General features: G+C 61.6%; 15 protein-coding genes. 9 read left to right on the forward strand and 6 right to left on the reverse strand.

The features are described from left to right. The first annotated feature begins 112 nt into the window (after window positions 1-112). Window positions 113-1132 carry an alpha/beta hydrolase gene (locus R9B85_RS02565; protein ID WP_112252746.1) on the forward strand — a complete coding sequence of 340 codons (1020 nt, stop codon included), beginning with the start codon at window positions 113-115 and terminating at the stop codon, window positions 1130-1132. A gap of 40 nt (window positions 1133-1172) precedes the next feature. Here the strand turns inward: R9B85_RS02565 and R9B85_RS02570 are convergent, their stop codons facing one another. Genes R9B85_RS02570 through R9B85_RS02580 form a run of 3 tightly spaced genes read right to left on the reverse strand, consistent with a single transcriptional unit; the run spans window position 1173 to window position 2344 of the window. Next, entirely contained in the window at window positions 1173-1565 is a 393-nt protein-coding gene (locus R9B85_RS02570; RefSeq protein WP_313855405.1) for a hypothetical protein, read from the reverse strand. After that, complete coding sequence (locus R9B85_RS02575; RefSeq protein WP_390899117.1) at window positions 1546-1887, reverse strand: polymorphic toxin type 44 domain-containing protein; 342 nt, start codon at window positions 1885-1887, stop codon at window positions 1546-1548. The genes R9B85_RS02570 and R9B85_RS02575 overlap by 20 nt, the downstream gene beginning before the upstream one ends. After that, window positions 1796-2344 carry a PAAR domain-containing protein gene (locus R9B85_RS02580; RefSeq protein ID WP_423771051.1) on the reverse strand — a complete coding sequence of 183 codons (549 nt, stop codon included), beginning with the start codon at window positions 2342-2344 and terminating at the stop codon, window positions 1796-1798. The genes R9B85_RS02575 and R9B85_RS02580 overlap by 92 nt, the downstream gene beginning before the upstream one ends. Window positions 2345-2640: 296 nt before the next feature. Here R9B85_RS02580 and R9B85_RS02585 point away from each other — a divergent pair, with 296 nt between their 5' ends. Continuing rightward, window positions 2641-3363, forward strand: a complete 723-nt coding sequence (locus tag R9B85_RS02585; RefSeq protein WP_112252747.1) for a pirin family protein — start codon at window positions 2641-2643, stop codon at window positions 3361-3363. Between the two features lie 115 nt (window positions 3364-3478). On the opposite strand, the gene R9B85_RS02590 is transcribed toward R9B85_RS02585, so the two are convergent. After that, window positions 3479-3772 carry a DUF1330 domain-containing protein gene (locus R9B85_RS02590; protein ID WP_112252748.1) on the reverse strand — a complete coding sequence of 98 codons (294 nt, stop codon included), beginning with the start codon at window positions 3770-3772 and terminating at the stop codon, window positions 3479-3481. Window positions 3773-3850: 78 nt separating this feature from the next. Between R9B85_RS02590 and ribBA the strand changes: the two genes are divergently transcribed. From ribBA to R9B85_RS02625, 7 genes are all read left to right on the forward strand, one after another. Next, window positions 3851-4972, forward strand: a complete 1122-nt coding sequence (gene ribBA, locus R9B85_RS02595) for a bifunctional 3,4-dihydroxy-2-butanone-4-phosphate synthase/GTP cyclohydrolase II (protein WP_112252749.1) — start codon at window positions 3851-3853, stop codon at window positions 4970-4972. Between the two features lie 330 nt (window positions 4973-5302). Then, entirely contained in the window at window positions 5303-6328 is a 1026-nt protein-coding gene (locus R9B85_RS02600) for an ABC transporter substrate-binding protein (protein ID WP_025339643.1), read from the forward strand. Beyond that, the gene (locus R9B85_RS02605; RefSeq protein WP_015270844.1) at window positions 6325-7242 is read left to right on the forward strand and encodes an ABC transporter permease; all 918 of its coding nucleotides are present in this window, start codon (window positions 6325-6327) and stop codon (window positions 7240-7242) included. Before R9B85_RS02600 ends, R9B85_RS02605 begins: the two co-directional genes overlap by 4 nt. A gap of 6 nt (window positions 7243-7248) precedes the next feature. Then, a complete protein-coding gene (locus R9B85_RS02610) occupies window positions 7249-8055 on the forward strand; it encodes an ABC transporter permease (protein ID WP_112252750.1) in 807 nt (268 codons plus the stop codon). A 17-nt stretch (window positions 8056-8072) separates the two neighbouring features. Then, entirely contained in the window at window positions 8073-9221 is a 1149-nt protein-coding gene (locus R9B85_RS02615) for an ABC transporter ATP-binding protein (RefSeq protein WP_112252751.1), read from the forward strand. 379 nt (window positions 9222-9600) lie between these two features. Beyond that, on the forward strand, window positions 9601-10908 hold the full coding sequence (locus R9B85_RS02620; RefSeq protein ID WP_207879602.1) for a substrate-binding domain-containing protein: 1308 nt from the start codon (window positions 9601-9603) through the stop codon (window positions 10906-10908). Between the two features lie 321 nt (window positions 10909-11229). After that, window positions 11230-12294 (forward strand): TerC family protein, encoded by a 1065-nt coding sequence (locus R9B85_RS02625; RefSeq protein WP_423770796.1) that lies wholly within the window; start codon window positions 11230-11232, stop codon window positions 12292-12294. A 5-nt stretch (window positions 12295-12299) separates the two neighbouring features. On the opposite strand, the gene R9B85_RS02630 is transcribed toward R9B85_RS02625, so the two are convergent. Beyond that, the gene (locus tag R9B85_RS02630; protein ID WP_133295872.1) at window positions 12300-12692 is read right to left on the reverse strand and encodes a hypothetical protein; all 393 of its coding nucleotides are present in this window, start codon (window positions 12690-12692) and stop codon (window positions 12300-12302) included. Beyond that, window positions 12685-14085 (reverse strand): PAAR domain-containing protein, encoded by a 1401-nt coding sequence (locus tag R9B85_RS02635; protein ID WP_112252754.1) that lies wholly within the window; start codon window positions 14083-14085, stop codon window positions 12685-12687. The genes R9B85_RS02630 and R9B85_RS02635 overlap by 8 nt, the downstream gene beginning before the upstream one ends. Window positions 14086-14401 lie beyond the last annotated feature (316 nt).

The following is a 14401-nucleotide window of genomic DNA, read 5'->3' on the forward strand; positions in this document are numbered from 1 at the left end:
GCGGCTTTTTCCCATCGATGCATCTCCCTAATCTACGCACAGGTCGCAGCGATGGCCCTGAAGGCCAGGCAAGACGCCCACTACCAACACTTGCATGGAAAAGGATTCGCTCATGAACATTGTCCACAAAGCCCTCACCGCCTCCCTGCTGGCCCTGTCCGTTTCCAGCGCCTTCGCCGCTGGCAGCCCGGGCATTGAACAGCACACCCAGGCCTTCCTCGAAGCCCTGGAACAAGGCGGTGGCAAACCACTGGAACAGCTCAGCCCGAAAGATGCCCGCGCCGTGCTGACCGGCGCCCAGGCATCGGTCAAGGTCGACCTCTCCGGTATCGAGGTGAAGGAACACACCATCAAGGCCAACGGCGAGTCAATCAAGCTGCAAGTGGTACGCCCAGCCAATGTGAAGGGTGAGTTGCCCGTGTTCATGTTCTTCCACGGCGGCGGCTGGGTGCTCGGCGACTTCCCGACCCACCAGCGGCTGATCCGCGACCTGGTGGTTGGCTCTGGCGCAGTGGCGGTCTACGTCGACTACACCCCATCGCCGGAAGCGCACTACCCGACGGCGATCAACCAGGCCTACGCCGCCACACGCTGGGTGGCCGAGCACGGCAAGGAAATCGGCGTGGACGGCAAGCGCCTGGCCGTGGCCGGCAACAGCGTCGGCGGCAACATGGCGGCAGTCGTGGCGCTGAAGGCCAAAGAGGCCGGCACCCCTGCCCTGCGCTTCCAGCTGCTGCTGTGGCCAGTGACCGATGCCAGCTTCGAGACCGCGTCGTACAAGCAGTTTGCCGAGGGGCACTTCCTGACCACCGGGATGATGAAATGGTTCTGGGACAGCTACACCACTGACGCCAATGCCCGGGCGCAGATCTACGCGTCGCCGCTGCGAGCCAGCAGTGAACAGTTGAAGGGCCTGCCGCCGGCGCTGGTGCAAACCGCTGAATTCGATGTGCTGCGGGATGAGGGTGAGGCGTATGCCCGCAAGCTTGATGCCGCCGGTGTGACTGTGACCTCGGTACGGTACAACGGGATGATTCATGACTATGGTTTGCTCAACCCGCTGAGCCAGGTGCCGGCGGTCAAGGCGGCAATGCGTCAGGCGAGCGCCGAACTTAAAGTGCATCTGCAGTGAGTCGATAAGCACAAGACCCGCCTAGGCGGGTCTTGTGCTGCTATTGCGGAAATGGCCCGCAGGCTTCGATGAATCTGCTATCAGTGCGGCTATCTATGGCACCGTCCGCCCCAATGTAGATATCAATACTTGGCCATCTGGGTTTGGCCCGGATGCAGTGCGATCTCCCACGGTTGTTCCAATACAACTCCATGAAAAACTGGTCGTTCGGGAAGATATGCCCTGCACCTCCTGTGGCTTCACCCGGGTAGATCTCACCTTTTGATATATCGTGCTGGACATTCAAGATGTAGCCGAGACGCCCCTGGCCTTTGTCAGAAAAATGAAAACTCACCTGCGGTGTGGCAACATACCAAAAGATGATAGGCGTAAGCATTATCACCACTACCCAGCGCCAGATATACCGTTTCGGTTTATTTGCAGGCGTGATCAACTACGGCACCTCCCCAGCTTGAGCGTGGCAATGCTAACACTTCGGCCATGAGTATCTTGGCTGTAATCCCACCATTTGGGTGCAGCTCATGCAGTTTGACGCCAATGCTGATAGCAACACGATCACCTATGTCATCCCAGGCCCGTAGCCCTTCTATATCAGCAGAACGATGGGGGCCCTTGCGTTCAGCCCACTTTTGAACTTTCCGAATAGAGTCTGATGCAATCTGCTCAAGCCCAGCGCCATCCAGAAGAACACTTTCTGAAAGGCCACCTGCCCGTCCTAAGACGGGCATACCAAGGGAGCTTTTTAAATTTTGCATGTTCCTCTACCGCGTCAAAGCTAGTCAGCTTCTGCATTTTCAGCACGGATGGGTGTGTGATGTTGCGGTTCATTTCCTCGACGATGTATCTGGCCACCTGCTCCATCATGTCAGGATCTTTGCAGATCACAGGCTGCGGCTTATTTCCTGCTAGCGAAGTTTTGATGGGTGAAATCGAGCCGGCTTGACCTGATGTTGCCGCTTGGCTTGCCTGCTGTGTCGCCGAGGGGCTTGCCGCTAAGCCAGGTCCTCCCGTGGCCACGACCCGGTTATTGCCCTCTGGACAGCCACACTTGACCAGCGCCCCATCTACCACGGCTGGTTTGCCTTCGATTTTGAAGAAAGGCTGTCCTTCAACAATTACGCCGGGCTTTTTGCATGCCGGGCACTCAGTCGTCCCATCCCCTTGGCGCAGCGCACGCTGACTGTTCCCCCGATAACTCGTACTGCCAGCTATGCAAACCGCCCCCGTGGTGGTGAGGTCTCCATCGAATGCCTGTCCTTAGCCATTTATCGATATACGTGTCATGAGCAACTCCCTGTATGAAAGCCTCGACGCTATCACCGGTAAAACGGACAGAGACCGAGCGGCGGAGAATTCAGAATTGCCCTACAAATACCCGATCTACTGTCACCTATATAGAGACAGTATTTCCAACAAGACACTGTTTTTTAAGGTTTCTGATGACAGTAAAGTTATCTCCATAGACAGCACGGCAGCCCTAACGGCCCCGGCATTCAAGGAGAATCACCATGCTTACCGTCCGTAGCGCCAAAGACCGCGGCCTGGCCTTCCATGGCTGGCTGAAATCGTTCCACACCTTCTCCTTCGGCCACTACCGCACCCCGGACGAGCAAGGTTTTTCCGACCTGCTGGTGATCAACGACGACCGCGTCATCCCCGGCAAAGGCTTTGGTCAACACCCGCACCGCGACATGGAAATTTTCTCCTACGTGCTGGAAGGCGCGCTGGAGCACAAGGACACGCTGGGCACCGGCTCGGTGATCCGCCCGGGCGATGTGCAGCTGATGAGCGCTGGCCACGGCGTGGCCCACAGCGAGTTCAACCACAGCCAGGTGCAGCCGGTGCACTTCCTGCAGATCTGGATCGTGCCGAACGTACAAGGCGCCACGCCGCGTTACCAGCAACAGCATTTCAGTGCCGAGGAAAAGCGCGGCAAGCTGCGCCTTATCATTTCGCCGGATGGCGCCGAGGGGTCATTGCAGGTGCGGCAGAACGCGCGAGTGCATGCCGGTCTGTTCGACGGTGACGAGCGTGCCACCCTGACCTTGCCGGAAAACCGCCATGCTTATGTGCATGTGGCCCGGGGCAGCATCGAGCTCAATGGGCAAGTGTTGAATGAAGGGGATGGGGTGCGGGTGAGGCAGGAACAAGTGCTGGAGCTGGGCAATGGGGTGGATGCCGAGGTGCTGGTGTTTGACCTGCGGCCGCATGAACTACCTGGCATGCCATAAGGCAGGTCCGGCCCTTTCGCGGGTAAACCAGCTCCCACAGGGACACCGCAGTCTTTGGAATCTGTGGCGTCCCTGTGGGAGCGGGTTTACCCGCGAAGAGGCCGGCAAATCCAACTCAGGGCTCGAACCCTTCGACGATGATCACCTCAGCCTTCGCCACCCCCTGACGATGGCTGCAAGCCTCCTGGTACAACGCGGACCGGTAACACGCCAGCGCCTGCTCGTACGAATCGAACTCGATCACCACGCTACGCTGAGGGGTAGGCCGCCCTTCCACTGCCTCGCTACGCCCGCCACGGGCCAGGAAACGGCCGCCGAATGCCTTGAAGGCAGCCGGGGCGCGCTGGGTGTACTGCTGGTATTGCTCGGGGTCGGTCACGTCCACATGGGCGATCCAATAGGCCTTCATGCGCTCCTCTCCTGTTACGACGATAATTGTGTATGATGGTATACCATAATAATCACCCCGCCACAGTGAGCGTGCAACATGGCTTTCAACACCATCGAAGAACTTCTCGAGGACTACCGGCAAGGCAAGATGGTCCTGCTGGTGGATGACGAGGACCGGGAAAACGAAGGCGACCTGCTGATCGCCGCCGAGCGTTGCGACGCCCAGGCCATCAACTTCATGGCCCGTGAAGCGCGCGGGCTGATCTGCCTGACCCTGACCGACGAACACTGCCAACGCCTGGGCCTGGAGCAGATGGTGCCGGCCAACGGCAGCGTGTTCAGCACCGCCTTCACTGTTTCGATCGAGGCAGCCACGGGCGTTACCACCGGTATTTCCGCTGCCGACCGGGCGCGTACAGTGGCGGCGGCCATGGCCCCCAGTGCCCGCCCTGAAGACCTGGTGCAACCCGGCCACATCTTCCCCCTGCGCGCCCGCGAAGGCGGAGTGCTGACCCGCGCCGGCCATACTGAAGCCGGCTGCGACCTGGCGCGCCTGGCCGGGTTCACTCCGGCGTCGGTGATCGTCGAAGTGCTCAACGACGACGGCACCATGGCCCGCCGCCCGGACCTGGAGGTGTTCGCTGCCCGACATGGCATCAAGATCGGCACCATCGCCGACCTCATCCACTACCGCCTGAGCACCGAGCAGACCATCAAGCGCATCGGCGAACGCGAACTGCCCACCGTGCACGGCACCTTCCGCCTGGTCACCTATGAAGACCGCATCGAAGGTGGCGTACACATGGCCATGGTCATGGGCAATATCCGCCGCGAGCAGCCGACCCTGGTGCGGGTGCACGTGATCGACCCGCTGCGCGACCTGGTTGGCGCCGAATACGCCGGCCCCGCCAACTGGACGCTTTGGGCGGCGCTGCAGAAAGTGGCCGAGGAAGGCGCCGGCGTGGTGGTGATCCTGGCCAACCATGAGTCCTCGCAGGCGCTGCTTGAGCGCGTGCCGCAGCTGACCCAGCCGGTGCGGCCTTACCAGCGTGGGCAATCGAAGGTGTACTCGGAAGTGGGTACCGGCGCGCAGATCTTGCAGGACCTGGGCGTGGGCAAGCTGCGTCATCTGGGGCCGCCGCTGAAATATGCCGGGCTGGCGGGGTATGAACTGGAGGTGGTGCAGAGCATTCCCTTCGAGCCGGGAATGGTCGGCTGAAAATCCATGAACAACTGATTTAGCCGGGCCCTGTGGGAGCGGGTTCACCCGCGAATGCGCCGGTGGCATCACCATCGCATTCGCGGGTGAACCCGCTCCCACAGGGCCCGCGCTGCTTCTGAAAGCACGGAGTGATGGCCGGTAGCCTCATACCTCTTGCGAAAAGTTTGGAATACCATAATATGATATCCCGTAGACCTTGAATCTGCAGGCCGCTATCTACAATCACAAACGGCCACAAGACACTTTGTTTTAGCTGCTCCCCGAACACTATTGGCGGGCGCGCCACAAGCCCCGCCTCGAATAACAAAAAGCAACGAGGGCGTAACCATGCTGTTGAGCAAACGTGTAACCGCAGTGCTGTCCGCCAGCCTGCTGACCCTGGCATGTCAGGCCGCCCAGGCCGCCGACAGCCTGAACTTCGTCAGCTGGGGCGGTACCACCCAGGACGCCCAGAAAGAAGCGTGGGCCGCACCCTTCACCAAAGCTACCGATATCAAGGTCGTCCAGGACGGCCCTACCGACTACGGCAAGCTCAAGGCCATGGTCGAGAGCGGCAACGTGCAGTGGGATGTGGTCGACGTCGAAGCCGACTTTGCTCTGCGTGCCGCCAGCGAAGGGCTGCTCGAACCCCTCGATTTCACCCAGATCAAGCGCGACAAGATCGACCCGCGCTTCGTCTCCGATCATGGCGTCGGCTCGTTCTTCTTCTCCTTCGTGCTCGGCTACAACGAAGGCAAACTCGGCGCCAACAAGCCGGTGGACTGGACTGCACTGTTCGATACCAAGACCTACCCCGGCAAGCGTGCCCTGTACAAATGGCCCAGCCCGGGCGTACTGGAACTGGCCCTGCTGGCCGACGGCGTAGCACCCGACAAGCTCTACCCGCTGGACCTGGACCGCGCCTTCAAGAAGCTCGACACCATCAAGAAAGACATCGTCTGGTGGGGCGGCGGAGCCCAGTCGCAGCAACTGCTGGCCTCGGGTGAAGCCTCGCTCGGCCAGTTCTGGAACGGCCGCGTCTATGCCTTGCAGCAAGACGGTGCACCGGTGGGCGTGAGCTGGAAGCAGAACCTGGTCATGGCCGACTTCCTGGTCATCCCCAAAGGTGCCAAGAACAAGGACGCTGCCATGAAGTTCCTGGCCAACGCCAGCAGCGCCGAAGGCCAGGCCGAGTTCGCCAACAAGACCGCCTACGCGCCGGTGAACGTCGACAGCGTGGCCAAGCTGGACAAAGACCTGGCGCAGAACCTGCCGACCGCCTACGCCCAGGACCAAGTCACCCTCGACTTCGCCTACTGGGCCAAGAACGGCCAGGCCATCGCAGCCCGCTGGAATGAGTGGTTGGTCAAATGAAAGTCGCCATCAACGCCCTGCATAACGCGCAAGGTGCCCCCACGGGCACCGGTGCCCCGGGAACGGCCCCCCGCCGCGTCAGCCTGAGCCAGCGCTGGAAAGGCAGCCGCAATTTGCTGCCGGCCCTGCTGTTCCTTGGCCTGTTCTTCTTTGCCCCGCTGGCCGGCCTGCTGCTGCGCGGGGTGCTGGAGCCAACGCCGGGCCTGGGCAACTACGAGCAGCTGTTCGCCAACTCGGCTTATGCGCGGGTACTGTTCAACACCTTCTCGGTGGCCGGCGTGGTCACCCTGATCAGCGTGCTGCTGGGCTTCCCGCTGGCCTGGGCAATTACCCTGGTGCCCAAGGGCTGGGGCCGCTGGTTGCTGAACATCGTGCTGCTGTCGATGTGGACCAGCCTGCTGGCGCGCACCTACTCGTGGCTGGTGCTGCTGCAGAGCTCGGGGGTGATCAACAAGGCGTTGATGGCCATGGGCATCATCGATGCCCCGCTGGAAATGGTGCACAACCTGACCGGCGTGGTGATCGGCATGAGCTACATCATGATCCCTTTCATCGTGCTGCCGCTGCAGGCGACCATGCACGCCATCGACCCGATGGTGCTGCAGGCCGGCTCGATCTGCGGCGCCAGCCCGTGGACCAATTTCTGGAAGGTGTTCCTGCCGCTGTGCCGTTCGGGGCTGTTCTCCGGGGCACTGATGGTGTTCGTGATGTCGCTCGGTTACTACGTCACCCCGGCCTTGCTGGGTGGCGCGCAAAACATGATGCTGCCCGAATTCATCATCCAACAGGTGCAGTCGTTCCTCAACTGGGGCCTGGCCAGTGCCGCCGCCGCACTGCTGGTGGTGATCACCCTGGTGCTCTTCTACCTGTACCTGAAGCTGCAGCCGGAATCCCCGGTCGGCAACGCGAGGTAAACCGCCATGCTCCTGTCTCCCAATGCCATGGGCCGCCCGCTGCGTACGGGCCTGTACCTGACCACCGGGGTTATCGCGGCCTTCCTGCTGCTGCCAGTGGTGTTCATCGTGTTGCTGTCGTTCGGCTCGTCGCAGTGGCTGGTGTTCCCGCCACCGGGCTGGACATTCAAGTGGTACGGCCAGTTCTTCTCCAACCCGGAGTGGATGGACGCCGCGCTGGCAAGCCTGAAGGTGGCCGTGCTGACCACCATCGCCGCCGTGCTGCTTGGCCTGCCCACCGCGTTCGCCCTGGTGCGTGGCCGCTTCCCGGGCCGCGAGCTGCTTTACGGGCTGTTCACCATGCCGATGATCGTACCGCTGGTGATCATTGCCGTGGCGGTGTACGCGCTGTTCCTCAAACTTGGCTACACCGGCACGCTGTTCGCCTTCGTGGCCAGCCACGTGATCGTCGCCCTGCCCTTCACCATCATCTCGATCATCAACTCGCTGAAGCTGTTCGACCAGTCGATCGAGGATGCCGCGGTGATCTGCGGGGCCTCGCGCCTGCAGGCGATCTTCAAGGTGACCTTCCCGGCTATTCGCCCGGGGATGATCGCCGGCGGCCTGTTCGCCTTCCTGGTTTCATGGGATGAAGTGGTGCTGAGCGTGATGATGGCCAGCCCCGACCTGCAGACCTTGCCGGTGAAGATGTGGACCACCCTGCGCCAGGACCTCAGCCCGGTCATCGCTGTGGCCTCGACCTTGCTGATCGGCCTGTCGCTGCTTGTCATGTTCATTGCCGCCGCCTTGCGCCGGCGCACCGAAAACGCCTGAGCGCGGAGAAAACAACAATGAGTGCAGTGATCAAAGACAACGCGCACGGCAAGACCCTGGTCAGCCTGCGTGGCCTGAACAAGCACTACGGCGACTTCACCGCCGTGGATAACCTCGACCTGGAAATCCAGGACGGCGAGTTCCTGACCTTCCTCGGCTCCAGCGGCTCGGGCAAGTCCACCACCCTGTCGATGCTGGCTGGCTTCGAAACGCCGAGCAGCGGCGAGATCCTTGTCGATGGCCAGTCTCTGGTCAACGTGCCGCCGCACAAGCGCGACATCGGCATGGTGTTCCAGCGCTATTCGCTGTTCCCGCACCTGAACGTGCGCGACAACATCAGCTTCCCGCTGGCCATTCGCAAGCTTGGCGCGAGCGAAACCAGCAAGCGCGTCGACGCCATGCTCAAGCTGGTGCAACTGGAGAAATTTGCCCACCGCAAGCCGTCGCAGATGTCCGGCGGCCAGCAGCAGCGCGTGGCGATTGCCCGAGCACTGGTGTACGAACCGCGCATCCTGCTGATGGACGAACCGCTCGGCGCGCTGGACAAGAAACTGCGCGAAGACCTGCAGGACGAACTGCGCCAGTTGCACCGGCGCCTGGGCATCACCATCGTCTACGTCACCCACGACCAGGAAGAAGCCATGCGCCTGTCCCAGCGCATCGCCATCTTCAGCCATGGCAAGATCGTTGGCCTGGGCACCGGTTACGACCTGTACCAGAACCCGCCGAATGCCTTTGTCGCTTCGTTCCTGGGCAACTCCAACTTCCTGCGGATCAAGGCCAGCAGCAATGGCGCCGGCAGCTTCGAGGGCCAACCGGTGGCCATCCGCCTGACCCCGGGCCTGGCCGCTTCGCAGGATGCGCTGATCATGGTACGCCCGGAAAAGGCCCTGGCCCTGACCGCCGAACAGGCCGCGCGCGAGCCGCTGCCGGCGGGGTGGAACGAGGTCAGCGCCAAGGTTGGCGAAGTGCTGTTCCTGGGCGAGAGCCAGACCTGCCATGTGGTGACCGCAGGCGGTACCGAGCTGACGGTCAAGGCTTTGTCGGCGGCGGGCATGCCGATGCAGCCGGGGGATACTGTGAAGGTGCGCTGGGCGGTGGCGGATGCGTGCATCTATACCGAGTGGGCAGAAAGTGACCTGAGCAAGTCCGCCGGGGCGCATTGACATATTGAGTGCTGCGACGCCTGGCAGATCGAGCGCCGCCCACGCGGCGCTTCGCGGGGCAAGCCCGCTCCCACATTTGTTGCAACGTGGCCATGACTGTGAGACAGGCGTTGCCCGCCTTGGTGGAGTGTTTGAGACTGGCGAGACGGCAGTAGCGCCAGCCGGGGAACCGCGTCGAGGCGACAAGGCTGGCAACCATGGCCTGACAGGTTCGGCACGTTGCAACAAATGTGGGAGCGGGCTTGCCCCGCGAAGCGCCGCGCGGGCGGCGCTCGATCTACCAGGCGCTGCACGACTCAAGATGTGAGCAACACCGTCACATTATCATCACGCCACTGTCGTAATCTGCCGGCCAACTCTATGCCATAGGTCTTCCGGCATGCCTCGCCTGCTTGTCTTGCTGCTCACCTTGCTGCCGCTGGCGACCCTGGCCGAGCCCGCGCACCTGCGTGTGCAAGGTTCCAACACCATTGGCGCGGCCTTGCTGCCAGCGCTTGTGCAAGGGCAACTGCGCGCACAGCAAGCCACCGCCATCGAACAACACCCGGGCAAGCGGGCCAACGAGACTGTCATCACCGCTATCGATGCACACGGCCAACCCTTGCGCGTCGACATCGCAGCCCATGGTTCCAGCACCGGCTTCGTCGCCCTGGGCCATGGCGAGGCCGACCTTGCCGCCGCGTCGCGGCCGATCAACGACAACGAAGCAAGCCAACTGCAGGCGTTGGGCGACCTGCGTGCCGCTGCCGCCGAACAGGTCATCGGCCTGGACGGCGTCGCGGTCATCGTTCACCCCGACAACCCGCTGCCACGGCTCACCACGGGGCAACTGGCACGGATTTTTGCCGGGCAGATCCAGCGCTGGGAGCAATTGGGCGTTTCCGGCGGGGCCATCCACCTTTATGCTCGTGACGACCGCTCCGGCACCTTTGAGACCTTCAAGGCGCTGGTGCTGGAACCCCAGCACGGCGAACTGTCGTCCAAGGCCCAACGCTTCGAGTCCAGCGACGAGCTGGCCGCGCGAGTGGGCGCCGACCGCCAGGCCATCGGCTTCAGCAGCCTGGCGGCGGTGCACGGGGCAAAGGTGCTGGCGGTGGCCGAGGGTGACGCGTCGGCCATGCTGCCGGAGCGTGCACTGGTTGCCAGCGAGGATTACCCGCTATCGCGGCGCCTGTATTTCTACCTGCCGGCCAACCCCAAGCCCCAGGCCAAGGCGCTGGCCGATTTCACCCAGAGCCCGGCGGGCCAGGCGATCGTCGCCCAGCAGGGTTTCGTTTCGCAGCAGATCAAGGCCCAACCTGTAGCCCTCCAGGCCGACATGCCCCCGCGCTATCGCACCCTGGCCCAGCAGGCGCAGCGGTTGAGCGTGAACTTCCGCTTCCAGGAAGGCAGCGCCAGCCTCGACAACAAGGCCCTTCGCGATGTGCAGCGGGTTGCCGACTACCTGCACCAAGCGGGCAAGCTGCAGCGCAAGGTGGTGCTGGTGGGCTTTGGCGACCCCAAGGAAACGCCCGGCCGCGCCGCCCTGCTCTCCCGCCTGCGGGCCCAGGCGGTGCGCCGCGAGCTGGCGCGCGATGGCGTGGAGGTGCTGGAGGTGACGGGGATGGGGGATGAACTGCCAGTGGCAGGGAACGAACTGGAGCAAGGGCGGTTGCGGAACCGCCGGGTCGAAGTGTGGGTTTATTGATCTTGAAGCAGTACATATCCCTGTGGGAGCGGCCTTGTGTCGCGAAAGGGGTGCGCAGCGCCCCCAGGATCTTCTTGTCACCGAAGAATTGCCGGGGCCGCCTTGCGGCCCTATCGCGACACAAGGCCGCTCCCACAGTCGACCGCGCTGACCGTCCGCTTGAGGGCGGCCCTGGCAAAGAAATGTAACAGCTGCCCATTCGGCATCACCGGCAAACGGGTCTAGGCTCAAGCCCATGTGATACCGGGCCCCTCTGACGGCTGCCAGGCCGCCATGTCGGATCACTGTTGCCATGCAACGTCGACATTGAAGGAGGGGCTCATGACAGCTCTGCAGACATTCCTCACCACCCCGTTCCTCGGTACCAGCGCCTGGTTGTGGCTGCTGTTCATGGGCATCGTCATCGGTTTGCTGGTACTCGACCTGGGCGTGCTGCACCGCCACGACCGGGAAATCGAAATGCGCGAGAGCCTGCTGCTGTATTCGGGCTATTTCAGCGTCGGCGTGCTGTTCGGCGCCGGGGTCTGGTACCAGTTGGGCGCGCAGTCGGCGCTGGAGTTCTACACCGGGTTCCTGGTCGAGCAGTCGTTGTCGATGGACAACGTGTTCGTCATGGCGATGATCTTCAGCTATTTCGCCATCCCCCGCCGCTACCAGCACCGCGTGCTGTTCTGGGGCATCCTCGGGGTGGTGTTCCTGCGGGCGATCATGATCGGCGTGGGCGCGGCGCTGGTGCAGAATTTCGCCTGGGTGCTGTATGTCTTCGGAGCCTTCCTGCTGTTTACCGGGGTGAAGATGGCGCTGTCGAAGGAAGGCAGCCATCCCGACCTGGCCAACAACCCGATCCTGAAGTTCGTGCGCCGGCACATGCGGGTCACCGAGCAGATCCACGGCTCGCACTTCTTCGTGCGCCAGACCCCGCCCGGGCAGCACAAGGCGCTACGCCATGCCACCCCGCTGTTCATGGCACTGGTGCTGATCGAACTGGCCGACCTGGTATTCGCTGTCGACAGCGTACCGGCAATATTCGCTATCACCCAGGACCCATTCATCGTCTATACCTCGAACATCTTCGCCATCCTCGGCTTGCGCTCCCTGTATTTTGCGCTGGCGGCGCTGATGCACCGGTTCGTTTACCTCAAGTACGCGCTCGCGCTGGTGCTGATCTTCATTGGCTGCAAGATCTTCTACCACGGCATGGTGGGCAAGGTGCCAGCGTTGCTTTCGTTGGGGGTGACGTTCGGGTTGTTGCTGGGTGGGGTGGTGGTTTCGTTGGTCAAGACGCGGGGGGAGAAGGTGGCTGTCGTGGATCAGCCGCTCGAGCACCCAGCAAATGCCGATCGTACAGTCGCGCAGAAAGAGGATGACCCGCAGATGCGGGTCTGACTCCCCTACTTGAACTTAAATAACGCCCATACAATCACCATCCAGATGCACCCAGTCATGTTTAGCCAGGCTGAAATTTTCAACCTGCGTTTAAGCTTCTTCGGAAACGCATTTAGCTCGCCAGCATCCAGTTGACCCATTCGCAGCGCTAGCCACGGAAATGCCACTAACCCACTTGCCGTACATAGCGTCATCCAGCGCCACTTGAATGACCCACAACCCCAATAACGCTTGATGCTTTCAAAATAGGGGTTACTGGTGATGGCCGAGCAGGCGACGTCATAATCTTTGGTCAACGTTGAAACAGCACTAAGGACTAGTCCTGGTATGGCGATAGCGAAAGGACTTAATAGAAGCGCCACTTTAGCAAGTGGTTGCCAGCCAGTAATGTCAATCACTGGTTGCCTCGTAAATAAACTCGCCCACGGATTCACCGAGCTTCCCGCCCAGCACTCCCCCAGCCGTGCCGCTGGCGCCCACCAATACAATGCCGCATACCGGCGCAGCCAGACCTGCCGAGCCCATTGTAACAGCGGCACAAATTGTTCCGGATAGGAGGTTTGCTCCTAAAGTGCTAGCCATTGCTCCGGCAGTTCCAGTAGCAAAACCTCCCGTCTCGGTCAGTCTGACTTTTTTACAATCCTCAGTCTCCCCTGCCCGACAAACTTCTTGCACTTTCAGATACGAAGAAGTCCCACCCAACCCAATCGCAGCGTAGCCACCGTACTCAAGAAACTTGCTGAGTCGCGCCACCTTGTCCAGATGCGTCGCATACCCCGGAATCTGCCCCGGCCCGCCGGCCTTCGACCAGTGGTGCACAAGGCTCTTGGTCGAAATGTTCAAGCTCTTCTTGAGCCGTTCATAGTTCCCTAGGTTCAGCTGCTTGTTAAGCAATGCCGCTTTCAACTGTCCATCCAGCTGCTGGAGCAGTTTTCGCCGTTCGGCAAAGAAACTTTGGCTGTTCAGATGGCCATGCTCCATAAACTCGCGCTGATGCAGGTGTTCGATACTGGTCAGCGTATGACTGACCTGCTTCAGCCCCTGCTCCAGCATGTCCTTGCCCACGCCCATGGACTGGCTGGCATTACTGAGCAAGCCGGCGATTTCGGCCTGATGCTCCATCATGAAGTCCGCTTCGGCGAAATCGAGCACCGCCAGCGCACGGCGTGCATGCTGCGCTGCCGCCATCAACTGGCCTTCCTCGCGGGTGCAAGCATCACCATTGTCAGGGTCACCGATAACGAAGATTTCCCCCGCCTTGAAGCCTTGATCAAACGTCGGGTTAAGCCGCTGCAGCCGGGAGATTGGCAACGTGGCATCGTGCTCGGCCAGTTGCAGCAGCACCTGTGCGAATGACATGCGCCGAGGCACTACATAGAACCCGGGCTCCAGGGTTCCGGGCAACGCACCTGCTACGGGTTGGGAGAAACGTTCGGGGTAGACCGCGGCTGATGGCGCGGCAGAGTGGCTATTCGCGCGCCCTGCAAGGGAACGCAGGGGCGGAAATGCTTCATCCAACGGTGCGACCACCCGATTGCTGCCCGGTGGACAGCCACAGACTACCAGTGCACCGTCCATGGCCACCCGGCGGCCATCGGAAATGAAGTGGTCCACCCCTTCAGCGACCATCCCCTCCTGCCCGCAGAGAGGGCATGGCGTGGTCCGATCACCTTCGCGCAGCACCATTCGGCCCTCGTCAAGATATCCGGCGCCCGTCGCAATACAGACGGCCCCCGTTGTGGTGACATCGCCATCTACTGCCTGACCTTTTCCCCCGAGACTGGTGCGCATATGCAAACTCCCTGTGCATGGTTGAGGTTGAAAACCTAACATCAGCAAGGGAGGCTCAAGTGGCTTGAGTCGAAATTCAGATGTTTCTTACAAAGTCTGAGATGAGCAAGCTCATGGGTCTGCTGGCGACGAAGGCGGCCAAGGATCTGGTGGTGGACCTAAAGACGCAGTGAACCGTCAAGGGCCTCTTCGCGGGCTTGCCCGCTCCCACAGGTATTACGCACAGCTTGGAGGCGGCACAGTACCTGTGGGAGATTGCCCAGCCCTTTGGGCTGCGCTATCGCACAGAAAACTGAACTCGCAAGCGATCCTCGTA

Origin of the sequence: Pseudomonas sp. NLJ1, assembly GCF_049486705.1 — a bacterium.
Taxonomy (GTDB): domain Bacteria; phylum Pseudomonadota; class Gammaproteobacteria; order Pseudomonadales; family Pseudomonadaceae; genus Aquipseudomonas; species Aquipseudomonas inefficax.

Excerpts from the sequence above, each read along its gene's own strand:
- R9B85_RS02565 (WP_112252746.1), top strand. The coding sequence starts at position 113 with ATGAACATTGTCCACAAAGCCCTCACCGCCTCCCTGCTGGCCCTGTCC.
- R9B85_RS02575 (WP_390899117.1), bottom strand. The coding sequence starts at position 1,887 with ATGCAAAATTTAAAAAGCTCCCTTGGTATGCCCGTCTTAGGACGGGCA.
- R9B85_RS02585 (WP_112252747.1), top strand. The coding sequence starts at position 2,641 with ATGCTTACCGTCCGTAGCGCCAAAGACCGCGGCCTGGCCTTCCATGGC.
- R9B85_RS02590 (WP_112252748.1), bottom strand. The coding sequence starts at position 3,772 with ATGAAGGCCTATTGGATCGCCCATGTGGACGTGACCGACCCCGAGCAA.
- ribBA (WP_112252749.1), top strand. The coding sequence starts at position 3,851 with ATGGCTTTCAACACCATCGAAGAACTTCTCGAGGACTACCGGCAAGGC.
- R9B85_RS02600 (WP_025339643.1), top strand. The coding sequence starts at position 5,303 with ATGCTGTTGAGCAAACGTGTAACCGCAGTGCTGTCCGCCAGCCTGCTG.
- R9B85_RS02605 (WP_015270844.1), top strand. The coding sequence starts at position 6,325 with ATGAAAGTCGCCATCAACGCCCTGCATAACGCGCAAGGTGCCCCCACG.
- R9B85_RS02610 (WP_112252750.1), top strand. The coding sequence starts at position 7,249 with ATGCTCCTGTCTCCCAATGCCATGGGCCGCCCGCTGCGTACGGGCCTG.
- R9B85_RS02615 (WP_112252751.1), top strand. The coding sequence starts at position 8,073 with ATGAGTGCAGTGATCAAAGACAACGCGCACGGCAAGACCCTGGTCAGC.
- R9B85_RS02620 (WP_207879602.1), top strand. The coding sequence starts at position 9,601 with ATGCCTCGCCTGCTTGTCTTGCTGCTCACCTTGCTGCCGCTGGCGACC.
- R9B85_RS02625 (WP_423770796.1), top strand. The coding sequence starts at position 11,230 with ATGACAGCTCTGCAGACATTCCTCACCACCCCGTTCCTCGGTACCAGC.
- R9B85_RS02635 (WP_112252754.1), bottom strand. The coding sequence starts at position 14,085 with ATGCGCACCAGTCTCGGGGGAAAAGGTCAGGCAGTAGATGGCGATGTC.